Below are 24,957 nucleotides of genomic sequence, written 5' to 3' on the forward strand. Positions count from 1 at the left end.
GGAGCGTCAATGTCCCGCGAGAACGATGGTTTTGTCTTCCATCGCGACCTGCTCCAATGGGTCCCGGATGTTATCTATCGGGCCGTCAACTTCTTTGTCACATGGGACAAACTGCCGACCCTGCTCGGAGCCGCCAATCTCTCGGCGTTCCGCGACCGGCTGCGGGAGCGCAATCTGCACCATACCGGCTACGGCACGTCATCGCCTCGCTGGAACACGGGCAATGACCGGTGGCGTTCCGCCGACGGCTCGTTCAACAGCCTCGACCATCCGCGCATGGGGATGGCTGGCGCCCGGTTCGGACGTAACTTCGCGCTGTCCGAATGCGTACCGGACAGCCTGGACGATTTGCTCGAACCCAGTCCGCGCGTGATCTCGGAGGAATTGCTGGCGCGCCACGAATTTATTCCGGCGACCAGCCTCAATCTGCTGGCCGCCGCCTGGATCCAGTTCGAAACGCATAATTGGTTCAGCCATGGGGCCCCTAAGTCGGGAAACGAGTTCAAAATTCCGCTGACGCCAAACGACGAATGGCCGGCCCATGAGCGGATCGACGGCTGCATGAAGATCCGTCGGACCGTTTGCGACGGGACGCCACGTGAACCATGGCTCGGCGCGACCCCCACGTTCCGCAACCTCAACTCGCACTGGTGGGACGCCGGACAAATCTACGGCAGCGACCGCGCAAGGCAGATGCAGATCCGTTCCGGGGCAGATGGGAAGATCGCGGTCGGCGATGATGGGATGCTTCCAGCCGATCCGGTGCATCCCGGCGCCGATCTCACCGGCTTCAACGACAATTGGTGGGTGGGGCTCAGCCTGCTGCACAACCTCTTCGCACGCGAGCACAATGTCATCTGCGACGGCTTGAAGGCGCGGTATCCGACCTGGAAGGACGAGGAGCTATTCCAGCATGCGCGCCTGATCAACGCGGCCCTGATCGCCAAGATCCACACCGTCGAATGGACGCCAGGCATCCTCGGCCATCCCGCACTGGACTTCAGTATGCACGCCAACTGGTCGGGGATCCCGTGCCAGGTGCTGCGCGCGGTGCTCGGCAAGAACAGCGAAGCCGCCTTTGGTATCGTCGGCTCTCCGACGGATCAGCACAGCGCGCCTTACGCGATGACGGAGGAATTCACCGCCGTGTACCGCCTGCACCCGTTGATCCCGGAAAACCTTGATGTACGGCGGCTCGATACCACTGAGGTTACCCCTAGCAATCTCGTCCATATGCAGGGCCCCGCCTCCCGCAAGTTCATGCAGACTCACGGCTTCGCCAACCTGCTGTACTCGTTCGGCACCGCTCATCCCGGCGCCATTCGCCTCCACAATTTTCCCAACTTCCTGCGCCAGTTCACGAAAGACGGCCAGCCGCTGCTGGACGTGGCCGCGATCGATATCATGCGTGATCGCGAGCGCGGCGTGCCGCGCTACAACCGGTTCCGCGAACTGGTCGGCAAGAAGCGGGTCAACACATTCGAGGAAATCACCAGCATCCCCGGCGCGGCCAGGAAGATGCGCGCGATCTACAAGGGCGACGTCGATCGCGTTGATCTGATGGTCGGACTATTGGCCGAAGACCTGCCGGACGGTTTTGGCTTCAGCGATACCGCCTTCCGCATTTTCATCCTGATGGCATCGCGGCGCCTCAAGAGCGACCGGTTCTTCACCGATGACTACCGGGCGGAAGTCTACACCAATTTCGGTCTGGACTGGATCCACAACAACGGAATGAAATCGGTGCTGCTGCGGCATATGCCGCAACTCGGACCGGCGCTCGAGGGCGTCAACAACGCCTTCGCCCCGTGGAACGTCCTGCGAGGCTGAGCCTTGGCCCATATGTTCAGCATTCCGGGCCTCGTCCGCCTCGGATGAGCGTCAGCCGCCCTAGCACCCGAGCTTGTCGGCGATCCCACCAAAATCCTTGGCGACGATGTCCCAATTGCCGGTGGCCTGGAAATCGACCTTCTGAAGCGGACCGTATTCGGTCGGCCGCGCCACGAAGGCCGTCTTCAGCCCGTTCTTCTGCGCGGCGGCGAGATCGCCGTTGTGGGCCGCGACCATCATCACCTGCTCCGGCTTGAGGCCGAGCAGGCGCGCGGCGCCGAGATAGGTTTCGGGATCGGGCTTGTAGTGCTCGAACAGCTCGGCCGACATGATGAGGTCCCAGGGAAGCCCTGCGAACTTCGCCATGTTGGTGAGCAGCGCGACATTGCCGTTCGACAGCGGCGAGATCACGAATTTCGTCTTCAGTCGGGTCAGGCCGGCGACGCTGTCGGGCCACGGGTGCAAGCGGTGCCACCCCTTGGTGAGGTGATCGAGATCGGCCTCGGTCAGGCTTGGAATCGAAAATTGCGCGACCAGTTTTTCGAGCGAGCGGCGATGCAGATCATCGAGCATGACGTAGCCGCGCTCGGGATGTTTGCGCACGTCATCCATCGAAGCCATGTACATGCCGCGCCAGCCGTCGACCAAGGCGGTCCAGTCGGCGCTGATGCCGCGGCCCTTCGCCCACCAGATGAAGTCGGTGATCAGGCTGGTGCGCCAGTCGACGACGGTGCCGAACACGTCGAAGACCAGGGCTTTGACGGCGGAGAGGTCGGACATGTGCGCTTCCTCTTTTTGTTGTTCGTCATTCGGGGACTCTCGTCAGAGCGGCCCCAGAATCCAGAGGTTATTGGCACGAGATTCCGGCCTCGACGCTGTCGCGCCGTCCTGAATGACGGCAGTCGTCAGTCGAGGTGGAATTTCGCCAGCTCGCGGTGCTCGGCCTTGATGTAGCGCACGGTGCCGGTGACGGAGCGCATCACCACCGTCTCGGTCTCGATCACGCCGTCCTTGCGGAATTTGACGCCCGACAGCAGCGAGCCCGTGGTGACGCCGGTGGCTGCGAACAGGCAGTCGCCGCGCGCCATGTCCTCGATGCCGTAGATCATCTTGGGATCGCTGACGCCCATCTTGGCGGCGCGCTCGCGCTTCTCGTCGGAGTCGAGGATGAGACGGCACTGCATCTGGCCGCCAATGCAGCGCAGCGCCACGGCCGCGAGCACGCCTTCCGGCGCGCCGCCGGTGCCGAGATACATGTCGACGCCGGTATTGTCGGGGTCGGCGCAGTGGATCACGCCGGCGACGTCGCCGTCAGTGATCAGGCGCACGGCGGCGCCAGTCGATCGCACGCTCTCGATGATGCTGGCATGGCGTGGCCGGTCGAGCACGAGAACGGTGATGCCGTCGGGCTTGACGCCCTTGGCCTTGGCGAGCCGGCGGACGTTTTCGGCCGGTGTCGCATCGAGCTCGACGACGCCCTTGTCGTAACCGGGACCGATCGCGAGCTTCTGCATATAGACGTCGGGGGCGTGCAGCAGCGTGCCGCCGTCGGCCATCGCCATGGTGGCAATCGAGCCCGGCATGTTCTTGGCGCACAGCGTGGTGCCTTCAAGCGGATCGACGGCGATGTCGACCTGCGGGCCGGCGTTCATGCCGACCTTCTCGCCGATGAAGAGCATCGGCGCCTCGTCGCGCTCGCCCTCGCCGATGACGATGGTGCCCTCGATCGGCAGCTTGTTGAGCTCGCGCCGCATCGCGTCCACCGCGGCCTGGTCGGCCGCCTTCTCGTTGCCGTGCCCGCGCAGACGCGCCGAAGACACCGCCGCCCGCTCCGTCACACGCACAATCTCCAGCGTGAGAATGCGCTCGAGCAATGCTTGCGGCGGGACTGAAATATGGGTCGACATCGGCTCACTCCTTCGAAACAGTTTTGGACGGACATCTCCGCCGCATCAACTCGTAACACCCACAGTTCGTTCGAACCGTGTCAGTTCTTCTCGATCCTGATGACCTGCGGCCGTCCGCTGATCACCTTGTCCTTCTGCACGGCCGCGAGCGCACGGCGCACGGCGTCCTCATGCGTGGCATAGGTGATGAGAATGACAGGCACCGGGACCGCCTTGCCGTCTGCCAGCGCAGCGCCGCCATTGGGATGGCGCTGCACGATCGACTCGATTGAAATCTTCTGCTCCGCGAGCCGGGTCGCGATCGCAGCCGCGGTGCCCGGGAAATCGCGTGCCAGAAGGCGGATGTAGTAGCCGCCCTCGTGGCGCTCCATCGGCGCCTTCTTGGTGTCGCGCAGCTGCGAAATCGGCCGGCCGAACGGATTGGCGCGAATGCCGCGCGCAACGTCGGCGATGTCGGCGACGACGGCGGATGCGGTCGCGGCGCCACCGGCACCGGGGCCGACCAGCGTGATCGGCGGGATGCCCTCGCCATCGATCGTGACCGCGTTGGTGACACCCATCACCTGCGCTATCGAGGAGGATTTCGGAACCATGGTCGGATGCACGCGCTGCTCGATGCCCGTGGCGGTGCGAACCGCGACGCCGAGCAGCTTGAGCCGGTAACCGAGATCGTCAGCGGCACGGAGATCTTCCGGCGCGATGGAGGAGATACCTTCGACATACACCGCGCTTTGAGCAACTTTCGTGCCGAAAGCGAGGCTGGCGAGAATGGCGAGCTTTTGCGCGGTATCGTGGCCGTCGACGTCGAATGACGGATCGGCCTCGGCATAGCCGAGCCGTTGCGCGTCCTTCAGGCATTCGGCGAAGGACAGGCCCTCCTGCTCCATCCGGGTCAGGATGTAATTGCAGGTGCCGTTGAGGATGCCGTAGACCCGGTTGATGCCGGTTCCGGCAAGACCTTCGCGTAACGTCTTGATGACAGGGATCGCAGCGCCGACGGCTGCCTCGAAATTCAGCGCGCCGCCGTGCTTTTCGGCGGCCTTTGCCAGCTTGAGGCCGTGCTTTGCCAGCAACGCCTTGTTGGCGGTGACGACGGACTTGCCGGCGGCGAGCGCGGCCTCGACCGCCGCCAGCGCGGGATCGCCCGCGCCGCCCATCAGTTCGACGAAGCAGTCGATGCCCGGATGCGTGGCGAGGGCAAGCGGATCCTTGACCCATTCGATGCCGCGCAGATCGACGCCGCGCTTCTTCGCCTTCGAGCGTGCGGTGACGGCGACGACACGGATGCCACGGCCGCTGCGGCCGGCAAGCACCCGCGCCTGCGTTTCGATCAGACGGACAACTTCGGCGCCCACGGTGCCGAGCCCCGCTATGCCCACTTTCAGGGGTGCAACCATGATGGCTTGGAAAACCTGCGGAAGAGAACTTAACGCCGAGTGGCGAGCGGAACGACGTTGTGCAACGTTTCGATGCCGCTTTCAAGGAAGCGGCGCACGCCACGCGCGGCCTGCCTGATCCGTTGCTCGTTTTCCACCATGGCGATGCGGACATATCCTTCGCCATGCTCGCCGAAGCCGACGCCGGGCGAGACCGCGACACCGGATTTCTCCACCATCAGGGTCGCGAACTGCATGCTGCCGACGCTGCGGAAGGCTTCCGGCAGCGGCACCCAGGCGAACATCGATGCTTCCGGCGGCGGGATCTCCCAGCCGGCACGGCCGAACGATTCCACCAGCGCGTCGCGCCGCTTGCGGTAGGTGTCGCGCATCTCCTTGATGCAATCGTCCGGTCCGTTCAGCGCGGCGGTCGCTGCGACCTGGATCGGCGTGAACGCACCGTAGTCGAGATAGGATTTGACGCGGCCGAGTGCCGCAATCACGCGCTCGTTGCCGACCGCGAAGCCCATGCGCCAGCCAGCCATCGAATAGGTCTTCGACATCGAGGTGAACTCGACGGCAACGTCCATCGCGCCCGGCACCTGGAGCACCGAAGGCGGCGGGTTGCTTTCGTCGAAATAAACCTCGGCATAAGCGAGATCCGACAGGATCAGGATCTCGTGCTTCTTCGCGAACGCGACCAGGTCCTTGTAGAAGTCGAGGCTCGCGACATAGGCGGTCGGGTTCGAAGGATAGCAGACCACGAGCGCCAGCGGCTTCGGGATCGAATGCACGATCGCCCGCTCGACAGCCTCGAAGAATTGCGGCGTCGGCTCCGAGGGCACCGAACGGATCACGCCGCCCGCCATCAAGAAGCCGAAGGCGTGAATCGGGTAGCTCGGATTGGGACAAAGGATGACGTCGCCGGGCGCGGTGATCGCCTGCGCCACGTTGGCAAAGCCCTCCTTGGAGCCGAGCGTCGCCACCACCTGGGTGTCGGGGTTGAGCTTCACGCCGAAGCGGCGGGCGTAGTAGCCGGCCTGGGCCCGGCGCAGCCCGGGGATGCCGCGGGAGGCCGAGTAGCGGTCGGTGCGCGGCTTGCCCAGCGTCTCCTTCAGCTTCTCCAGCACGTGCGCTGGCGCCGGCAGGTCCGGATTGCCCATGCCGAGGTCGATGATGTCGGCGCCGGCGTTCCGCGCAGCTGCCTTGGCCCGGTTGACCTGTTCGAACACGTAAGGCGGAAGGCGGCGGATGCGGTAAAATTCTTCCATGGCTCTCTCAGCTCCGGGCAACCGGTCAGGACAGAATCGACAGGCCATAAAGACCAGGCGGAAGGCGTCCGCATCTCTCGCGAAAATTACTCAAGATCAAATACTTAGAGCAATCATCGACGATGTTGACTGAAGTCGTTCGCCCTGACTCTCGGCTGAACTAAGGTCTTTTAGCACGGCGAGGCGGAGGCGCCAGCGATTACCTTGCGGCGCCCTATTTCGCGTCCTTGGTGGCAACCGCCTGACGGTCGCGCGCGGCAGCAAGTTCGGCCTCGATCTTGGCGCGTTGGTCCGGCGGCATGACGGCCTGATCGCGATCCGGCGGCAGATCGTGCACCGGCAGATAGCTACCGGCCTCTCTGGGATGCGCTTGAGCATCGGAAGGCGTCATATCCGCGAGCTGGCTCGAGCAGCCGCCCAGGGCGAGCGTCGCCATCAGCAGCGCGCCACAGATCCGCCGCGACTTTTGCAGGTCCCTCAACGCCAACACTAGGGAAATCCCCACTTCGTCCCAAAGCACGGCCCCGGGCAACCTTACCCAAGTCCGCGCCCAAGCTCAAACCATTGCTGCCCAAATGGTGCGAGCGAGAAAATAGCCCCAGTCCATCAAGCCGAGCGGTGCGGCTCGATTGTGACGGAACCAAGAAAATTTGTCGCACTGCAACACATCTTCGAGAGTGTTTAACGCCAAACATGCGAGCTTCGCGGTGACGAATACGGAATGAATCGTTACTGTTCTCCTCATGAGTATGGCCACCACCGATACGCCCAAACCCGAGACGAAGTTCGATGCGGAAGCCTTCGCGATGAATGTCGCGCGGGCGATGGAAAGCGGCGGCAAGGCGCTTGCCGCGTACCTGAAGCCGCGCGAGAGCGGCGAGGTGCAGGATCGTCCGCCGGCGGAGCTTACCGAGGTCATCAAGACCTTTACCGCCGTCGCCGAATACTGGCTGTCGGATACGTCGCGGGCCTCCGCACTCCAGACCAAGCTCGCCAAGGACTATCTTGACCTCTGGGGCTCGGCGGCGCGCCGCATGGCCGGTCAGGACGCACCGCCCGCGATCGCACCCTCGCCGCGCGACAAGCGCTTTGCCGATCCGGAATGGAAGTCGAACCAGTTCTTCGATTTCATGATGCAGCTCTATCTGCTCACGACCAAATTTGCGCAGGAGCTTGTGCGCGAAGCCGATGGCCTCGATCCGCAGACCCGCCGCAAGGCCGAGTTCTACGTCCAGCAGGTCACCAACGCGATATCGCCCTCCAACTTCGTGCTGACCAATCCGGAAGTGCTGCGCGCGACGGTGGCCAGCAGCGGCGAAAATCTCGCGCGCGGCCTGAAGATGCTGGCCGAGGACATCGCCGCCGGCAAGGGCACGCTGAAGATCCGTCAGTCCGATCCGGACAATCTCGTCGTCGGCGTGAACATGGCGACGACGCCCGGCAAGGTGATCTACCAGAACGAGATGATGCAGCTGATCCAGTATGCGCCGGCGACGGAGAAGGTGCTGCGCACGCCGCTCCTGATCATCCCGCCCTGGATCAACAAATTCTACATCCTCGATCTCAAGCCGGAGAAATCCTACATCAAATGGTGCGTCGATCAGGGCATCACCGTGTTCGTGATCTCATGGGTCAATCCCGACAAACGCCTCGGCGCCAAGAGCTGGGAAGACTACATGAAGGAAGGCCCGCTCACGGCGATGGACGTGATCGAGAAGGTCACCGGCGAGATGAAGGTGCACACCGCCGGCTATTGCGTCGGCGGCACCATGCTCGCGACCACGCTGGCCTGGCTCGCCGAGAAGCGCCGCCAGCGCGTGGCGTCCGCGACGTTCTTCGCGGCACAGGTCGACTTCACCCATGCCGGTGATTTGCTCGTGTTCGTCGACGAGGAGCAGATCGCATCCCTCGAGCAGGACATGAAGGCGGCGGGCGTGCTCGAAGGCTCGAAGATGGCGATGGCCTTCAACATGCTGCGCTCCAACGATTTGATCTGGTCCTATGTCGTCAGCAATTACCTCAAAGGCCAGCAGCCGAGCGCGTTCGACCTGCTGCACTGGAATTCGGACGCGACCCGCATGACCGCGTCGAACCATTCGTACTACCTGCGCAATTGCTACCTTGAGAACCGGCTCTCGACCGGCACGTTGGTGCTGGACAACACCTTGCTCGATCTCTCCAAGGTCATGGTGCCGATCTACAATCTCGCAACCCGCGAGGACCATATCGCGCCGGCTGAATCGGTGCTGTACGGCTCCCAGTTCTTCGGCGGCCCGGTGAAATACGTGCTGTCCGGCTCGGGCCACATCGCCGGCGTGGTCAATCCGCCCGCCTCGAACAAATACCAGTACTGGACCAACGACAACGTGAAGTCCGCCAACGTCGCCGAGTGGATGAAGGGCGCGGTCGAGCACAAGGGCTCCTGGTGGCCGGACTGGCGGCAATGGCTGGGCGCACTCGATCCCGAGGAAGTCCCGGCCCGCACGGTCGGCAGCGAGGCGTTTCCCCCGATCGAGGACGCACCCGGCAGCTATGTCAGGGTTCGCGCATAGCAGAATCTTTCGCGCTTTCGTATAAGCTCCATGCCTGCAGCAGAAATTGATGAGGGGACCGGGTTATGACGCGTGAATTGTTCTGGCTGACACTGACGGTGGTCCTGACTGGAATCCTCTGGATTCCCTACACCATCAACCGCTGCCAGATTCGCGGGCTTGGTGGTGCGATGGCCAATCCCTCGCGCACCGACAAGCCGCAGTCGGAATGGGCGAACCGCCTGATGTTCGCGCATGACAACGCCGTCGAGAACCTCGTGCTGTTCGCGCCGCTGGTGCTGATCCTGAATGCGATCGACTACTCCTCGAAGTGGACGGTGCTTGCCTGCGCCGTCTATTTCTGGTCGCGCGTTGCGCATCTGATCGTCTATGCGATGGGTATTCCCGTCTTCCGCACCCTCGCCTTCACCGTCGGTTTTCTCGCCCAAGCCGTGCTGGCGCTCGCGATCTTCAAGGTGCTCTGATCGGCCCCGGTTGGGTTGGCGCCTGCAACGAACGGGTGAAATCTCGAAGGCCTATCGCGGCTGCCGGTGTTGCCGAATGACGACAGTGCGGAAAAAAGCAGCAATGCCCTCTTGGGCTGACACGATGGATCGCACATCCAGAGGTATATTTGCCCATCGCAATTGATTGATTCGGGGCAGACATGAATTGGAAGATTGCATCCGCCGTCGGCGCGTTGTCGCTCGTTGCCGTCGCGACCCAGGCTAACGCCGCAGATCTCGCCGCCCGTCCCTACACCAAGGCGCCGCCGATGATCGCCGCGATCTATGATTGGAGCGGCTTCTACATCGGCGCCAACGGCGGCTATGGCTCGTCACGCAATTGCTGGGACCAGACGGTTGGTTTCGCGGCCGGCGTTGCGGAAGGCTGCCATGACGCGACGGGCGGCGTCGCCGGCGGCCAGATCGGTTATCGCTGGCAGAGCAGCGCCTTCGTATTCGGCCTCGAAGCGCAGGGCGACTGGGCGGACCTCTCCGGCCGGAACGCCAGCACCGTGCTCGGCGTCGCGAACCGCACCCGTGTCGATGCTTTCGGCCTGTTCACCGGCCAGATCGGCTACGCCTGGAACAGCGCACTGCTTTACGCAAAGGGCGGCGCCGCCGTCACCCGCAATCGCTACCGCGGCATCGGAACCGGCGGTCTGGCCGGAGCCGAGTTCGACGGTGCCGACGACACCCGCTGGGGCGGCACGGTCGGCGTCGGCATCGAATACGGCTTTGCGCCGAACTGGTCGGTCGGCCTCGAATACGACCATCTGTTCATGGGCCGGCGCGACGTTACCCTCACGGCAAACGGCGTGCTGGCACCCGTCGGCACGTTCTCACGTACCGACCGCATTGGCCAGGACGTCGACTTGATCACGGCCCGCATCAACTACAGGTTCGGCGGCCCGATCATCGCGAAGTACTGAGAAGCGCCCCTCGCGGCCGTCATGCCCGGGACCAGCCCGGTCATGACGAGCAGCGAATGTTGCTCCTACGCCTCCGGCAATCCCAGCATTAGTCGCATGTTCTGCACGGCCGCGCCGGACGCGCCCTTGCCGAGATTGTCGAGCCGCGCGACCAGCACCGCCTGATGGTACTTGTCGCTGGCGAAGACGTAGAGTTCGAGCGTGTTGGTCTCGTTGAGCCCTTCCGGCTCGAGCTTGCCACCCTTGGTCGTCTCGTTCTGCAGCGGCATCACCGAGACGTATTTCGAGCCGGCGTAACGCTTTGCCAGCGCGGCCTGGAGATCGGCGCCGCTGGGCTTGCCGGGCAGCGTGTCGAGCTGGAGCGGCACCGACACCAGCATGCCCTGCCGGTAGTTGCCGACCGACGGGATGAAGATCGGCCGCCGCGTCAGGTTCGAATAGAGCTGCATCTCCGGCAGATGCTTGTGCTCGAAGCCGAGGCCGTAGAGTTCGAAGGACGGCGCGCTGCCGTCCTCGAAACTCGCGATCATCGACTTGCCGCCGCCGGAATAGCCGCTCACCGCATTGATGGTGACGGGATAGTCGCGCGGCAGCAGGCCGGCATCGACGATCGGTCGCAGCAGCGCGATCGCGCCGGTCGGATAGCAGCCGGGATTGGACACCTTCTTCGCAGCATTGATCTTGCCAGCCTGATCCGGCGTCAGTTCCGGAAAGCCATAGGCCCAGTCGGGCGCGACCCGGTACGCGGTCGAGGCATCCAGCACCTTCGGGCCCGACGGCCCCATGCTGTCGATGAGCGCAACCGTTTCCCTGGCAGCATCGTCGGGCAGACAGAGGATGACCAGATCAACCTTCTCCATCAGCGCCTTCTTGGCCGCGGGATCCTTGCGCTTGTCGTCGGCAATCGTCTTCACGACCACGTCGCTCTGCAGCTTCAGCCGCTCGTTGATGCCAAGCCCGGTGGTGCCGGAGCCGCCGTCGACGAAGACGGTGGCCGGCTTTGTCGCAGCGCCAGTGGTCGGTGCTTTCGTCGTTTCAGTGAGGCTCATGGCGCGCTCCTTTCGAGCATGTTGGTTTCGGATGCGAAGGCCTCCGGCCTTACGTCCTGCATCAGTTGCGCGATCTCCCTGGCGTCGGCATGGGCTTGCGCGCCAAGCGCATTGGCGATCGCCATATAATCGGCGTCGGACTTGTGCTGGTTGAGCTTGAAGCTGGCTTCGACCTCCTCAACCGTCATGACCAGACCCACGATCGCCTTCTTCATCGCCTCGAGCCGCCCGGCCGTCATCTTGCCCGACGTCCACGGCTTCTTCGGCAACAGCCAGTTTTCGAACTTGTTACTGAGCGTATCGATTTGCACGGCCAGTTCACCATCCGACAACAACCGCACCGGCCCGGTCAGATGGACCGACTGGTACAGCCAGGTCGGCACCTGATCCGGCGAGACGTACCAGTCCGGCGACACGTAGGCATCGGGGCCGTTGACCGCGAGGAGCCAGGAGGTCGTCCCGTCCGCAAGCTTTAGCAGCGGATTGTGACGGGCGACATGAAACGCGGCCTGCGGCGTGCCGTCCGCGGCATAGGTCAAATAGAACGGCAGCGGCGAGGCGATCGGCTTGTGGCCGTCGAAGGCGCACATGGTGCCGAAGCCGCGCGTGTCGGCGAATTTCAGGCTCGCGGCGCGGTCCTGCTTGAAAAAGGGTGGCGTATACATCGTAGTCTCCTGCTGGCCTCCTTGGTGGCCGCCGGATCAGATCGCACTGACAGGAGAGAGAATGCCGCGGATCGGATCCAGCGGCAAAGACGATGATCTCAAACGCGATCGACGGCCCAAACCGCTAAAGAGCGGCGGCGGCGACGGGCGAACAGGATGGTCGCGGCGTTGATCATGGCGCGGTGCTATAAGGCCAGCTGCGGTCGCCGTCAAGGTTCCGACGTCACACCACGCCCCAGATCCATTCCATGATCTTGGCGATCACATCTCCGAACAGCAGCAGCGCCGCCGACCAGATCAGTGCCGAGACGAAATTGGCGGCCTGGAAGCTCCAATAGGGCATCTCGAAAATGCCGGCTGCAAGCGGCACGGAGGCACGCAAGGGGCCGAAGAAGCGGCCGATGAAGATGCTCGGCACGCCCCAGCTGCGCACGAAGGCCTCGCCTCTGGGCAGGAGTTCCGGATAACGCGAGAGCGGCCACATCTGCGCGACCTGCTCCTTGTAGCGATAGCCGAACCAGTAAGAGACCCAGTCGCCCAGCGCCGCCCCGATGCCACCGGCGATCCAGACCGGATAGAAGCTGATGCCACTCGCGCCGATCAGCGCGCCGATAGCGACCAACGCGCCCCAGGCCGGGATCAGCAGCGAGATGAAGGCGAGCGACTCCCCGAAGGCGAGCACGAACACGATGGGAGCTGCCCACGTCTGGTGAGCGCGCACGAAATCGGCGAGCCCGTGCGCAAACTGCTCCATTCAAAAATAGCCTTTCCGTCCTGCCCGAAGGTGCTGCTCGATGAAAAGGACTGGTAAGCCAATGACTTGTGTGACATCAAGTCACAAAGCCAGGTCCAGCCGGACCGGACCGTCACATTGCCGGGAATTGATGGGGATGCGGCGTAAAATCGCCGGGATTGGCTCCCAACCACACCGCCCGGCCCGCCCCGCGATAACCTTTCCAGGCGAGAAGTGGCATAGTCGGCCCAACCGATTCGCCGCTCATGCGGCCCTCAAAACGCATAAAGATATATGTCCAAGCAGTTGAAGCCCAAAGCAAAAGACAATTTTTTCGGCGGCGATGAGCCCAAGCCCCGCGCCGCCAAGGCCGCCCCGCGCGCGGGCGGTGCCGAGGCCGACTACACCGCAGCCGACATCGAGGTCCTCGAAGGTCTGGAACCGGTGCGCCGCCGGCCCGGCATGTATATCGGCGGCACCGACGAGAAGGCGCTGCATCACCTCTTCGCCGAAGTCATCGACAACTCGATGGACGAGGCGCTCGCGGGGCATGCGACATTCATCGGAGTCGAATTGAGCGCGGACGGCTTTTTGACCGTCACGGACAACGGCCGCGGCATCCCGGTCGATCCGCATCCAAAATTCCCGAAGAAGTCGGCGCTCGAAGTCATCATGTGCACGCTGCACTCGGGCGGCAAGTTCGACTCCAAGGTCTACGAGACCTCGGGCGGCCTGCACGGCGTCGGCATCTCCGTGGTGAACGCCCTCTCCTCGCTGCTCGAGGTCGAGGTCGCGCGCAGCCAGAAACTCTATCGCATGACGTTCGAGCGCGGCCACCCGAAGGGCAAGCTCGAGGATCTCGGCAAGATCAACAACCGCCGCGGAACCCGCGTGCGCTTCAAGCCGGACACCGACATCTTCGGTGCCAAGGCAGCGTTCAAGCCGCAGCGCCTGTTCAAGATGACGCGTTCGAAGGCGTATCTGTTCGGCGGCGTCGAGATCCGCTGGAATTGCGCGCCCGAACTGCTCAAGGGCGTCGACGACGTGCCGGCGGAAGCGACGTTCCACTTCCCCGGTGGCCTCAAGGACTATCTGGCCGCCGCGATCCATGCCGACACGCTGGTGCATCCCGACATCTTCTCCGGCAAGTCGGGCCGCAACGGCGCGCATGGCGCCTGCGAATGGGCGGTGGCCTGGACCGCGGATGCCGACGGCTTCCTGTCTTCCTACACCAACACTGTGCCGACGCCCGACGGCGGCACGCACGAATCCGGGCTGCGCAGCGCGCTGCTGCGCGGCCTCAAGGACCACGCCGAACGCGTCGGCCAGGGCAAGCGCGCGTCGTCCATTACGTCAGAAGACGTGATGGTGGGTGCAGCCGTGATGCTTTCGGTGTTCGTGCGCGAGCCTGAATTCCAGGGCCAGACCAAGGACCGTCTCGCCACTGCCGAAGCGCAGCGCATCGTCGAACAGGCGATGAAGGACCCGTTCGACCATTGGCTGTCGGGCAATCCGAACCAGGCCAACAGGCTGCTCGACTTCGTGGTCGACCGCGCCGAGGAGCGGCTGCGCCGCCGCCAGGAGAAGGAGACCGCGCGCAAGACCGCCGGCAAGAAGCTGCGCCTCCCCGGCAAGCTCGCCGATTGCAGCGATGCAGGCTTGGAAGGCTCAGAACTCTTCATCGTCGAGGGTGACTCGGCCGGCGGCAGCGCCAAGCAGGCGCGTGACCGCAAGACCCAGGCCGTGCTGCCGCTGCGCGGCAAGATCCTCAACGTCGCGTCCGCCGGCAAGGACAAGCTGACGGCGAACACGCAGCTCGCCGACCTCGTGCAGGCGATCGGCTGCGGCATGCTCGCACAGTATCGCGAAGAGGATCTGCGCTACCAGCGCATCATCATCATGACCGACGCCGATGTCGACGGCGCCCACATCGCGTCGCTGCTGATCACCTTCTTCTACAGGCAGATGCCGCGGCTGATCGACGAAGGCCATCTCTTCCTCGCCGTGCCGCCGCTCTACAAGCTGACCAACGGCACGAAGTCGGTCTACGCCCGCGATGACGCGCACAAGGCGGCGCTGATCAAGAGCGAGTTCAACGCCAACGCCAAGGTCGAGGTCAATCGCTTCAAAGGCCTCGGCGAAATGATGCCGGCGCAGCTCAAGGAAACCACCATGGATCCGGCCAAGCGGACCATGCTGAAGGTGGTTCTGCTCGCCGACGACCGCGACACCACGGCGGATTCGGTGGAACGCCTGATGGGCACCAAGGCCGAAGCCCGCTTCGCCTTCATCTCGGACAAGGCCGAATTCGCCAATGACGACCTGCTGGACGTCTGATCCGCAGGCGCTGCCCGGTCGTATCCATCCAGAGCCCCGGCATGATGCCCGGGGCTCTTTTGTTTTTTGGGAGATGACAACCGCTCTTTCCCGCCAATCCCGCCAACGTCCGCCTCGATTTCGTTGATTCCCGGCCTCATCGCGCCGCGACTCGGCCAACGACTCACCGAGCCATGACTGATGCAGGACTGCCTCCATTTCGGACAAAGCCGGATTCGCTAACGAGAATCTACCAAAACGCAAATCGCAAAATTCGACGTACTGCATTGATAATGCGTACTTATTTCACATTTCCACGACGGCACCCAGAATCCCTGCCGTGCGGCGTTTCCCGGCGACTGTGCCTGCTCTGCAACAGCATTTCGGAGAGAAGCAGGTATAGTCCAGGACATCAGATCACACGGACTTCAGTGCGCTCGCGCCTGCCAGACAGACCAAAGCTTGGGGATTTTTAAGATGAAGAAGATTTTGCTCGCACTGACCGCGGTTGCTGCCATGACCGCTTCGGCTTCGGCCGCTGACCTTGGCGCCCGTCCCTACGCGAAGGCCCCGATGGCGGCTCCCGTCGCCAACTGGACCGGCTTCTACATCTTCGGCGGCGCCGGCGGCGGCCTCTCGGCCTCTGACCAGCGCGTCCAGACCACGGTTGGCGCAGTTCCCCTGACGATCGATCAGCGCCAGGGTGGCTCGGGCTGGTTCGGCACCGTCGGTCTCGGCTACGACTGGCAGTTCAGTGGCACCTGGGTCGCCGGCGTGTTCGCTGACGGTCAGTTCGGCAGCATCCGTGCTACCATTCAAGATCCCCTGCTCGGCATCACCGGCAACCAGAAGCTGGAAGACTCCTGGGCCGCTGGTGTGCGCCTCGGCTGGCTGGTCGCTCCGAACGTTCTCTCCTACGTCAACGGCGGTTACTCCGGCGCCCACTTCGGCAGCACCAACTTCATGACCTTGGCTGGCGCTCCGGCCGGCGTTCACCTCAACGGCTACAACCGCAATGGCTGGTTCATCGGCGGCGGCGTTGAGAACAACCTGAACATCTTCGGCATCCAGTCGCCCGGCTGGTTCATGAAGACCGAGTACCGTTCGGCCTTCTACAATGCCAAGACCCAGGACATCCTGTTCGATGCCGGTAACCTCCCGGTCGGTCAGAGCATTCGCGCCAACAGCTGGAACCAGACGATCTCGACTTCGCTGGTTTACCGCTTCAACTGGACCGGTCCGGTCGTCGCGAAGTACTGATCCGAACGCAAGTTCAGACGTCAAAGCCCCGGCATCGTCCGGGGCTTTTTCGTTGTACGGTGCTTCAGCGGACCTTGCGTATGGACATGCATCCGCCCTGCGGCCTGCATCAGCGGCCATTGTATCCCGACCACGGCTACGGCTAGTCTCCCGGCAAGTTTTCGGGCCGCGGCAATCGTCATGTCGCGTCACGACAGAAGCAAACCGCCGGGGAGGAATGCATGCGCAGATTTCTGCTGATAGCAGGCCTGTTTGCCCTTGCCGTCGGGCTGCTCTGGATCGGACAGGGTACGGGCACCGTCGCGTGGCCGCGATCGAGCTTCATGGTCAACCAGCTGCAATGGGCCGGCTATGGCGCAGCCATGGCCGGCTTCGGGCTGGTGCTGATCTGGCAGAGCAACCAATAGAAGAACCAGGGAATAGCAGCATGACAACCAGTCGGTTCGATCTCCGCGGCAAGGTCGCGATTGTCACGGGAGGCAATGGCGGCATCGGGCTCGGAATGGCCCGTGGCCTCGCCGATGCCGGCGCCAACATCGCCGTGGTCGGGCGCAACGAAACCAAATCCGCCGCCGCCGTCGCTGATCTCAGCCAGCGCGGCGTGAAGGCGATCAGTGTTGCCACCGACGTCACCGACAAGGCGGCCATCGCCGCGATGATCGATCGCGTCGTCAGGGATTTCGGCCGGATCGACATCCTCATCAACAATGCCGGCATGAGCATCCGCAAGCCGCCGCACGAGCTCGAGCTCGACGAGTGGAACACGGTGATCAACACCAATCTCACCAGCGCCTTCCTGTGCTCGAAGCTGGCTTATCCGGCGCTGAAGGCGTCCGGCAACGGCAAGGTGATCAACATCGGCTCGATGATGTCGATCTTCGGCGCGAGCTTCGCGACGGCCTATGCGGCGAGCAAGGGCGGCATCGTTCAGTACACGCGCGCCTGCGCCAATGCGTGGGCGCCCGACAACATCCAGGTCAATGCCATCCTGCCGGGCTGGATCGACACCGACCTGACCCGCGGTGCGCGGCAGCAGGTATCGGGATTGCACGAGCGGGTGCTGGCACGCACGCCTGCGGGGCGGTGGGGCGACATCGACGACTTCGCCGGCATCACCGTGTTCCTCGCCTCATCCGCCTCCAACTTCGTCACCGGCACCGCGATCCCCGTCGATGGCGGGTTCTCGGTGATGGCGTAGGCCGCACCAATAAATCTGCACACAAAAAAGAAGCCCCGGACAATGCCGGGGCTTTTGAATTTGGGCAGTGATCGTCTTTATGGCTGCTTGGTCGTTCGTTGACCCACTTAGTAGCGGGCGATGACCGGCGCGTCGAACTTGTAGCTGGCGCGCACGACGGCCCACTGCAGGTCGCGCGGCTTGGCATCGAAGCTGTAATTGCCGGAGGTGCCGCCGAGTTGATAGGTCTGGCTGGCGAAGGCTGCGTAGTTGTACTCGAGGCCGACGATCCAGTTGCGGGTGATGCCGTATTCCCAGCCGGCACCGACGGTCCAGCCGTTGGCCCAATGGGTCTGACCGCCGGAACCGGTGGCCGGACCGACCGTATCGGTGACCGACAGACGGTTGTTCACGCCGGCATAGCCGCCCTTGATGTAGAACAGGTTGTTCTGCACGGCGAAGCCCGCGCGACCGACGACGGTGGCAAGCACATTGGTGCGCCAGGAGAACACGTCGTCACCCGCGCCGAACGCGGTGTTCAAGAACGAGCCCTTGTTGTCGAGGCCCGAGATCGTGCCTTCCATACCGAACACGTAGTTGTTGGCCTGCCAATTGTAGCCGATCTGGGCGCCGCCCAGGATGCCGGAGTTGCGCTGACGGTAGCCCTGCCCCGGGGTCAGATCGCCAAACGGTGCGCCGGTCCCGTTGTTGATGAACTGCTCGTTGGTCCATGCACCGCCGATGTGGCCGCCGACATAGAAGCCGGTCCAGTTGAACATCGACTCCATATAGGCCGGCGCCTTTGTGTAGGGCCGAGCACCGAGATCGGCGGCGGAAGCGGCGCCGGTCGAAATCAGAGCGGTCGTGCAGGCGAAGGCGGCAATCAACTTGTTACGCATGGTACACCCCGTGTCCTTTGATGGGTGCACGCTCACACGCAGGTCTTACTCAAATTTGAATCAAGACAGTTAAGACGTCGGATTGGCAAGCAGCGCGCCTTCAATCCGTTTGCGCTGTTGCACGCAGGCAACGCGTCGAGCGCGATTTAACGCCGCGTTATCCCTACCGGGCCCTTGCGCTACCGTGCCGGCGTAGCCTTCGACTGCACGTGCTCGGGCCGGACGCCAAGCGCGAGCAGGCGCGCCGGAATGCCCTGGAGCCACGGCAGCGCGGTGATGAGGCGCAGGACCAGCGGCACTTTCAGCGGCCGGTCGCCGCCCTGCAAGGCGCCGCTGATGATGTTGTTCTGCACGATCATCTGCATCCGCTGCGTCATCTTCACCGGGAATTCGCGGCGACGGCGCACGGCATCGAGTTCGTCCTCCGACGGGCAGCCGCGCTGCAGCTCGTCCGCCAGCAGGTTTGCGGTCGCGACCGCATCCTGGACGGCGAGATTGACGCCGACACCGCCGACCGGCGACATCGCATGTGCGGCGTCGCCGATCAGAAGCAGGCCCGGCCGCGTCCAGCGCGGCAGGCGGTTGATCGCGACGGTGAGCAGCTTGACATCGTCGAAGTTCTTCACCTCGGCTATGCCGCTCTTCAGGACCGGCGCCATGCGAACGACGTCGTCGAGCAGCGCCTGCAATCCCCTCGCCTTCACCGCGTCGTATTGTCCCTTGGCGATGACATAGGCGCACTGCCAATAGTCGCCGCGGTCGAAGGTGATCATCATCTTGCCGGGCTCGACGCGCGCGAACAGGTTCTCGGTCTCGTTCGCCTTGCGTCCGACGCGGAACCACAGCACGTCCATTGGCGCGCCGATCTCCTCGACCTCGAGGCCGGAATGCTGGCGCACGGTCGAATGCCGGCCGTCACATGCGATGGTGAGATCAGCTTCGATGTCCACGATACCGTCAGGCGTATTCGCCCGCACGCCGGCGATGGTCTCGCCGCGGCGGATCAGATCGACGGCCTCCGTGTTCATCATCACCTGCAGCGAGGCGAAGCGCTGGCCGGCCTCGCGCAGGAAATTCAGGAAATCCCATTGCGGCATGAAGGCGATGAAGGGGTACTTGGTGCGGAGGCGGCTGAGATCGGCGATGCGAACGGGGGTACTGCCGAACAGGCCGTCCAGCTTTTGCAAGCGCTGATGCGGCAGCTTCAGGAATCCGTCGATCAGGCCGAGCTCGTCCATCACCTGGAGCGTCGAAGGATGCACGGTGTCGCCGCGGAAGTCGCGGAAGAAATCCGCATGCTTCTCCAGCACCACGACATCGATGCCGGCGCGCCCGAGGAGATAGCCGAGCATCATGCCCGCCGGTCCGCCGCCGACGATGCAACACCGCACCTTCAGCGGGGAGCCCTGGGGACGCTGCAACGTATCGGGTTTCACGGTCGGGTCCTCCCTCACGAGCCAAGCATTCTGTGCAGTGCAGCAAGCAAGATTCATTTGCTGCGGTTGTGAATGGCCGTTAGCCTTGCCTCCAATTCCGACTCATTCGGGAAATTGCAGTGCAGACAATCCTCATACTGCTCGGCGTCTGGATCCTGATCAACGTGCTTTTCGTCTTGATCATGATCGCACCGCGCAGGCCGCCGCTTGCGCCGGTGCGCATCGAACAGAACGGTTATCCGTACGAGGAGTAGGTCAAGCTCCTGCCGCGCCAAGTCATCATCTCGATCGCGATGGGCGCTTTCTTCCCGCTGACCCCGTCCTTGATCGAGGCCCTCAAACGCTTCATCCGGAAGCGCCGCGAATAGCTACGCGGCCTGCTCGACACCTCAGTTGTTGCTGCGGTTCGCGCTGCGGAAGCTCTTGATCTCCGACACGCTGCCGTCGCGATAGGTCAGCTCCACCGAGATGAACTGCGTTGCCGGCGCGAGCTTCATGGAGAGCGGCATGCCGGCGCTGATCGCACTGGGATCGCGCATGTCGCAGCCCGGCATCTTCAACACCTGGTTCGGAACGGCGGTATCGATGCCGATGCGCACCTCGCGGATGGCGCAGCGGTAGGACACGAGGTGCGTGTAGTAGACCAGCAGCCCGTTGAACTCGCGGAATGACAGCCAGCTCGTCGCGGTCATGTCCAGGATCTTGCGCTGGTCACGGATCAGCGCGGCTTCGGGATCGAACCTGATCGGGAACGGCCCCTGCATGTCACCGGATTGGTCGACATAGCGAACCTCGATGGTGCCGGCCTGCGCGTCCGGCGGCAATTCGATCGACGGGTTCGGCATCCTCTTGCGCGTGCGCGGGTCGAGCGTATCGATGAAGCCGGTTTCGCGGAAGTCGCCGTTGCCGGCCATGCGCCAGGAAACGCCGAGGGTCGGATCGGCAAAGGAGAACACCACGCTCCAGCCGCCATTGTGACGCGAGAAGCTCGCGATCGGCGCGTTGGTGGTCTCCTCCTTCGGCACGCGCGGCACCGACACCGGTGGCAGCGCCGCGAGCTTCTGCGCCGGCGGATCGGCCGGGCGCGCGGTGGCATCCTTGGCGATGCCGCTGAGGAAGACGTCATCGACCATCTGATCGAAATAGACCGGCACCTGCCTGTGCTTGACAGTGTCGGCCATCTCGCTCACGAGACGGCGCGTACGCTGCGCCACTTGCACCAGGTTCTCACCGGGCTGGAGCAGCTCCTTGGCGAAGGTGCGCGTGAACACCGAATTGGGATTGGCGTCATCGTTGGAGAGGCGATCGAGCGCGGTCTGGCGCGGGCCCGCCGAGAAGACCGAGAACACGCCTTCGGGCAGCTGTACCATCGGGGCAAGCCCGCCGCCACCGGAGACGGCGCGGGTACCCTTGCGCTCGAACGGGTTGTTGCGGCAGGCATCGAACACCAGGATCGAGGTTCGCGCCTTCTTGTTCTGGAGGCGCTCGACGATGCGATCGGCCAGAATTGAGGCGTCACGCACCAGCTCTTCCTGCCCTTCCGTCGCCGCCGGCACGTCCGTGGGCAGCAGATAGTTCTGGCCTGCGATTTCGAAGCCGTGGCCGGCATAGAAGAAGAACGCGGTGTCGCCGGGCTCGATCGTCCGATCGAACGCGAGCAGCGTCTCCGAAAACTGCTGCCGGCTCTGGTTTTCGGCGACCATCACCGAGAATCCGAGCTGCTTCAGCGTATCGCCCATGGTGCGGGCGTCGTTGACCGCCTTGAGCAGCTTCGGAACGTTCCTGTAGTCGTTGTTGCCGACGACGAGCGCGACGCGCTTCTCGGCACAGGCGGGAAGCGCGAAACCGCTAAGGCTGGCCGCGAGGCCAAGCGCTGCCAGGACCCTGAAAAGCCGACGCGTCATCGAAAATCCCTCAAGAACGGCCAATGCCGGTTCCTTCGAACAGCGGTTCATGGGAACCGCGTCGTTGATGTGATAGTCGGCCCAGCCACATCGCTGGTTCAACAGCCCTGAGGACTCAGGTCTGTCGTCTAGCCTATGGTAGATGCCACCGGAATTTGCTTTTTCTCGGTCAATTCTTGTGGGCAATTCCGCTGGAGTGGGGGCCGCCGTGTATCGCTGGTGCACCGACGAGGTCGAGCCGCACGACCGATTCGACTTTTGGCGCGAGGTGCGCGCCAAGGGCCTGTTCGGCATCACCGTCGAACTCGAGCGCGAACGCCGCGCGGACTTCTTCGGCGAATTCTCGCTGCGCCAGCTCGGCGGAGCCGGCTTCGTCGACCTGAAGGCCTCCCATTACACGGTCGAGCGCAGCGTGACCGACATCGCAGACGCGCCGGGCGACAGCCTCTGCGTCTACCAGCAGCTCGGCAGCGGCGGCTGGTTCGGCGGCATGCGCGGCAGCGAATTCACGATCGCCAATGGCAGCTTCGCCACCAGCCATACCGACCAGCCCTATCGCGCCGCGCCGCTGAGCACGGGGGGCTTCCACCTGCGGATCCTGAAAGTCCCGCTGAGCGGCCTCTCCACGCAGGACAAGCGCATGCGCGAGCTTGCGCCCCGGACGTTCGACGATCCCGGCTTGAAGCCCCTGCTCGACGCCTGCTTCGCCGATCTCGGTACGGTTGCCCCGGGTGATGACGGCGCCGCCGATGCCGCTACCCTCGTCCAGGCGTTAGCCCATCTGGCGCTGGTCGAGCGCGGCATCCTGCGGCCCGGCAGCCGCCTCGGGCAGGCAGCGTTGCGGACCGCCCGGCTCTCGCAGGCACGGCGCCTGATCGCGCGTCACCTGCAAGACCCAAATCTCGCGCCAACCATGGTGGCCGACCTGCTCGGCGTCTCCGTGCGTCACCTGCATATGCTGTTCGAAAGTACCGCCAGGAGTTTCTCGCAAACCGTGACGGACGAACGCCTGAACCAGAGCCGCCGCCTGATGCGCGAAGCCCCGGACCGGTTGATCGCCGACATCGCGGCCGCCTGCGGTTTCGACAGCCTCGCGACCTATTACCGGGTCTTCAACGCCGCCTACGGGATGGCCCCCGGCGACTTTCGCGCCCGAGGGCCGGACGGGCGTTAGCCGGCGTTTGAGCAGCTCCGGCCGATCACCTGATTGGGCGGAAAACCGCAGCCGCGCCCGCTATTTGGGCGAAAACCTCAGGTTTTTTAGGGCCTTCCCGCGCCCGCTCCATTGACTTTGGCCGATTCCCGCCTATGTTCCGGGTCGACGCGGCTCGGTATCGAAGAGCGATTCCTGAGCTTGGCGCTTTGTTCGCGTGAGTCAGCACCCCCAGCTTCTTTGAGAGCGCGCCGTTTTGGGGTGGAACGCGACAGCCTTATTACCCTCGAATCCGAACGGCGGTTTCGACCAGAGGCTCAATGTCTTTTACCCATCTCGGACTATCCGAAAAAGTCCTCGCCGCAGTGGCGGCCACCGGTTACACCACCCCCACCCCCATTCAGGAACAGGCGATCCCTCACGTCCTCGCTCGCAAGGACGTGCTCGGCATCGCCCAGACCGGCACCGGCAAGACCGCGGCCTTCGTGCTGCCGATGCTTACCATCCTTGAAAAGGGTCGCGCCCGGGCGCGCATGCCGCGCACCCTGATCCTTGAGCCGACCCGCGAACTCGCGGCGCAGGTGAAGGAAAACTTCGACCGCTACGGCGCGGGTCAGAAACTCAACGTCGCCCTCCTGATCGGCGGCGTTTCCTTCGGCGACCAGGATGCCAAGCTGACGCGCGGCGTCGACGTGCTGATCGCCACTCCCGGCCGCCTGCTCGACCACACGGAGCGCGGCGGCCTGCTGCTCACCGGCGTCGAGCTGCTCGTCATCGACGAAGCCGACCGCATGCTGGACATGGGCTTCATTCCCGACATCGAGCGCGTCTGCAAGCTCGTCCCGTTCACGCGGCAGACCCTGTTCTTCACCGCGACCATGCCGCCGGAGATCCGGCGCATCACCGAAACCTTCCTGCACAATCCGCAGAAGATCGAGGTATCGAAGCCCGCCACCACCGCTGTCACCGTTACGCAGTGTCAGGTCCCGGCCGGGCGCGAGGCGCACGAGAAGCGCGAGCTGCTTCGCCGATTGCTGCGCGAGGCCAAGGATCTCCAGAACGCGATCATCTTCTGCAATCGCAAGCGCGAGGTCGCCGTCGTTCACAAATCGCTGCAAAAGCACGGCTTCAGCGTCGGCGCGCTGCACGGCGACATGGACCAGTCGGCCCGCACGGCGGCACTCGAGCAGTTCCGCAAGGGCGAGCTGCCCCTGCTGGTCGCATCCGACGTCGCCGCCCGCGGCCTCGACATCCCCGAGGTCAGCCACGTCTTCAATTTCGACGTTCCCCACCATCCCGACGATTATGTCCACCGCGTCGGCCGCACCGGTCGCGCAGGCCGGTCCGGCATGGCGATCTCGCTCGTCACGCCGCTCGACCAGAAATCGATGGTGGCGATCGAGAAGCTGATCGGCCAGAGCATTCCACGCGCGGAGGGCGATTTCGAAGTCCGCACCGATGCTTCCGACGCGAGCGAGCGTCCGCGCGAGCAGCGCGGCCGTGAACGGTCACGCGGCGGACGCGGCAAGCCGCAGCGCGGCCGCGATCGTGAGCGCAGCCACGAGCCGCGCGAACCGCGTGGCGAGGCACAGCCTTCGACCGAAGCAAGGCCCGCTTCCGAAGCAAGGCCCGCTTCCGAAGCAAGGCCCGCGCGCGAGGCAAGGCCTCCGCGTGAAGCAAGACCTTCGCGTGAAGCCAGGCCGCCGCGCGAAGCCAAGCCATCATCCGAGCCGCGTGACGGTGCGCGCCAGCAGGCCAATCCGTCGCATGTGCCGTCGATCGGCCGTCCCGAGCCGCGCCGCCAACGCGAAGCCGACAGCGAGCCGGGTGACCACTCGCATCTGCCGGCATTTCTGCTGCGTCCGGTTCGCTCCCCCGCCGGCGCCTGAAGCACGATGCGCGCCCGGCTTTGGTTGAAACCAAGCCGGCGCGCACTTTTTCGGATGCATTCGTGGACGTATATTTACGGGGCGTTCACGATCGTCCGTTAGCCTACGAACATAATTTAAGTATTG

Annotated in this window: 22 protein-coding genes; 11 read left to right on the forward strand and 11 right to left on the reverse strand. The window is 63.9% G+C overall.

Translation table 11 applies throughout. The annotated features are described in order from the left end of the window. The first annotated feature begins 9 nt into the window (after window positions 1-9). Window positions 10-1,830: a peroxidase family protein gene (locus BcanWU425_RS22030; protein ID WP_204511105.1), complete on the forward strand. Its 1,821-nt coding sequence runs from the start codon at window positions 10-12 to the stop codon at window positions 1,828-1,830. 60 nt (window positions 1,831-1,890) lie between these two features. Here BcanWU425_RS22030 and BcanWU425_RS22035 read toward each other — a convergent pair whose 3' ends face one another. The 5 genes from BcanWU425_RS22035 to BcanWU425_RS22055 all read right to left on the reverse strand — a co-directional run bounded on the left by BcanWU425_RS22035 (window position 1,891) and on the right by BcanWU425_RS22055 (window position 6,874). Beyond that, on the reverse strand, window positions 1,891-2,610 hold the full coding sequence (locus BcanWU425_RS22035; protein ID WP_085353484.1) for a haloacid dehalogenase type II: 720 nt from the start codon (window positions 2,608-2,610) through the stop codon (window positions 1,891-1,893). A gap of 125 nt (window positions 2,611-2,735) precedes the next feature. Next, entirely contained in the window at window positions 2,736-3,737 is a 1,002-nt protein-coding gene (glpX, locus tag BcanWU425_RS22040; protein ID WP_018454427.1) for a class II fructose-bisphosphatase, read from the reverse strand. 80 nt (window positions 3,738-3,817) lie between these two features. Further along, window positions 3,818-5,134, reverse strand: coding sequence for a homoserine dehydrogenase (locus BcanWU425_RS22045; RefSeq protein ID WP_204511104.1), 1,317 nt, complete (start codon window positions 5,132-5,134; stop codon window positions 3,818-3,820). A 29-nt stretch (window positions 5,135-5,163) separates the two neighbouring features. Beyond that, a complete protein-coding gene (locus tag BcanWU425_RS22050) occupies window positions 5,164-6,384 on the reverse strand; it encodes an LL-diaminopimelate aminotransferase (protein WP_018454429.1) in 1,221 nt (406 codons plus the stop codon). A 214-nt stretch (window positions 6,385-6,598) separates the two neighbouring features. Next, window positions 6,599-6,874 carry a hypothetical protein gene (locus BcanWU425_RS22055; RefSeq protein WP_027517741.1) on the reverse strand — a complete coding sequence of 92 codons (276 nt, stop codon included), beginning with the start codon at window positions 6,872-6,874 and terminating at the stop codon, window positions 6,599-6,601. 253 nt (window positions 6,875-7,127) lie between these two features. Between BcanWU425_RS22055 and BcanWU425_RS22060 the strand changes: the two genes are divergently transcribed. From BcanWU425_RS22060 to BcanWU425_RS22070, 3 genes are all read left to right on the forward strand, one after another. After that, the gene (locus BcanWU425_RS22060; RefSeq protein ID WP_204511103.1) at window positions 7,128-8,936 is read left to right on the forward strand and encodes a PHA/PHB synthase family protein; all 1,809 of its coding nucleotides are present in this window, start codon (window positions 7,128-7,130) and stop codon (window positions 8,934-8,936) included. 65 nt (window positions 8,937-9,001) lie between these two features. Continuing rightward, a complete protein-coding gene (locus tag BcanWU425_RS22065) occupies window positions 9,002-9,400 on the forward strand; it encodes an MAPEG family protein (RefSeq protein ID WP_018454432.1) in 399 nt (132 codons plus the stop codon). 182 nt (window positions 9,401-9,582) lie between these two features. Beyond that, window positions 9,583-10,350, forward strand: a complete 768-nt coding sequence (locus BcanWU425_RS22070; protein ID WP_204511102.1) for an outer membrane protein — start codon at window positions 9,583-9,585, stop codon at window positions 10,348-10,350. Between the two features lie 65 nt (window positions 10,351-10,415). Here the strand turns inward: BcanWU425_RS22070 and argC are convergent, their stop codons facing one another. From argC to BcanWU425_RS22085, 3 genes are all read right to left on the reverse strand, one after another. Continuing rightward, the gene (gene argC / locus BcanWU425_RS22075) at window positions 10,416-11,399 is read right to left on the reverse strand and encodes an N-acetyl-gamma-glutamyl-phosphate reductase (RefSeq protein WP_204511101.1); all 984 of its coding nucleotides are present in this window, start codon (window positions 11,397-11,399) and stop codon (window positions 10,416-10,418) included. After that, window positions 11,396-12,064, reverse strand: coding sequence for an FMN-binding negative transcriptional regulator (locus tag BcanWU425_RS22080; protein ID WP_085353489.1), 669 nt, complete (start codon window positions 12,062-12,064; stop codon window positions 11,396-11,398). Before BcanWU425_RS22080 ends, argC begins: the two co-directional genes overlap by 4 nt. Window positions 12,065-12,287: 223 nt before the next feature. After that, window positions 12,288-12,818, reverse strand: coding sequence for a DedA family protein (locus tag BcanWU425_RS22085; protein WP_018454436.1), 531 nt, complete (start codon window positions 12,816-12,818; stop codon window positions 12,288-12,290). A 273-nt stretch (window positions 12,819-13,091) separates the two neighbouring features. On the opposite strand from BcanWU425_RS22085, the gene parE reads away from it, so the two are divergent. The 4 genes from parE (at window position 13,092) to BcanWU425_RS22105 (ending at window position 17,571) form a co-directional block, all read left to right on the forward strand. Beyond that, window positions 13,092-15,134 (forward strand): DNA topoisomerase IV subunit B, encoded by a 2,043-nt coding sequence (gene parE, locus BcanWU425_RS22090; RefSeq protein ID WP_204511100.1) that lies wholly within the window; start codon window positions 13,092-13,094, stop codon window positions 15,132-15,134. Window positions 15,135-15,590: 456 nt separating this feature from the next. Next, entirely contained in the window at window positions 15,591-16,373 is a 783-nt protein-coding gene (locus BcanWU425_RS22095) for an outer membrane protein (protein WP_018454438.1), read from the forward strand. A 221-nt stretch (window positions 16,374-16,594) separates the two neighbouring features. Beyond that, a complete protein-coding gene (locus BcanWU425_RS22100; protein ID WP_007609848.1) occupies window positions 16,595-16,780 on the forward strand; it encodes a hypothetical protein in 186 nt (61 codons plus the stop codon). A gap of 20 nt (window positions 16,781-16,800) precedes the next feature. After that, window positions 16,801-17,571 carry an SDR family NAD(P)-dependent oxidoreductase gene (locus BcanWU425_RS22105; RefSeq protein WP_018454440.1) on the forward strand — a complete coding sequence of 257 codons (771 nt, stop codon included), beginning with the start codon at window positions 16,801-16,803 and terminating at the stop codon, window positions 17,569-17,571. 107 nt (window positions 17,572-17,678) lie between these two features. On the opposite strand, the gene BcanWU425_RS22110 is transcribed toward BcanWU425_RS22105, so the two are convergent. Together BcanWU425_RS22110 and BcanWU425_RS22115 are read right to left on the reverse strand one after the other, a co-directional pair. Further along, a complete protein-coding gene (locus tag BcanWU425_RS22110; RefSeq protein ID WP_204511099.1) occupies window positions 17,679-18,449 on the reverse strand; it encodes an outer membrane protein in 771 nt (256 codons plus the stop codon). 179 nt (window positions 18,450-18,628) lie between these two features. Beyond that, window positions 18,629-19,885, reverse strand: a complete 1,257-nt coding sequence (locus tag BcanWU425_RS22115; protein ID WP_083926369.1) for an FAD-dependent oxidoreductase — start codon at window positions 19,883-19,885, stop codon at window positions 18,629-18,631. A 119-nt stretch (window positions 19,886-20,004) separates the two neighbouring features. Here BcanWU425_RS22115 and BcanWU425_RS37425 point away from each other — a divergent pair, with 119 nt between their 5' ends. Continuing rightward, window positions 20,005-20,139, forward strand: a complete 135-nt coding sequence (locus BcanWU425_RS37425; protein ID WP_007591544.1) for a hypothetical protein — start codon at window positions 20,005-20,007, stop codon at window positions 20,137-20,139. 135 nt (window positions 20,140-20,274) lie between these two features. Here the strand turns inward: BcanWU425_RS37425 and BcanWU425_RS22120 are convergent, their stop codons facing one another. Then, window positions 20,275-21,789: a caspase family protein gene (locus BcanWU425_RS22120; protein WP_204511098.1), complete on the reverse strand. Its 1,515-nt coding sequence runs from the start codon at window positions 21,787-21,789 to the stop codon at window positions 20,275-20,277. Between the two features lie 208 nt (window positions 21,790-21,997). Here BcanWU425_RS22120 and BcanWU425_RS22125 point away from each other — a divergent pair, with 208 nt between their 5' ends. After that, the gene (locus tag BcanWU425_RS22125) at window positions 21,998-22,963 is read left to right on the forward strand and encodes a helix-turn-helix transcriptional regulator (protein ID WP_204513932.1); all 966 of its coding nucleotides are present in this window, start codon (window positions 21,998-22,000) and stop codon (window positions 22,961-22,963) included. A gap of 299 nt (window positions 22,964-23,262) precedes the next feature. Then, window positions 23,263-24,831, forward strand: a complete 1,569-nt coding sequence (locus BcanWU425_RS22130) for a DEAD/DEAH box helicase (RefSeq protein WP_204511097.1) — start codon at window positions 23,263-23,265, stop codon at window positions 24,829-24,831. Window positions 24,832-24,957: the final 126 nt, after the last annotated feature.

Origin of the sequence: Bradyrhizobium sp. WU425, from assembly GCF_021052305.1 — a bacterium.
Taxonomy (GTDB): Bacteria; Pseudomonadota; Alphaproteobacteria; order Rhizobiales; family Xanthobacteraceae; genus Bradyrhizobium; species Bradyrhizobium canariense_D.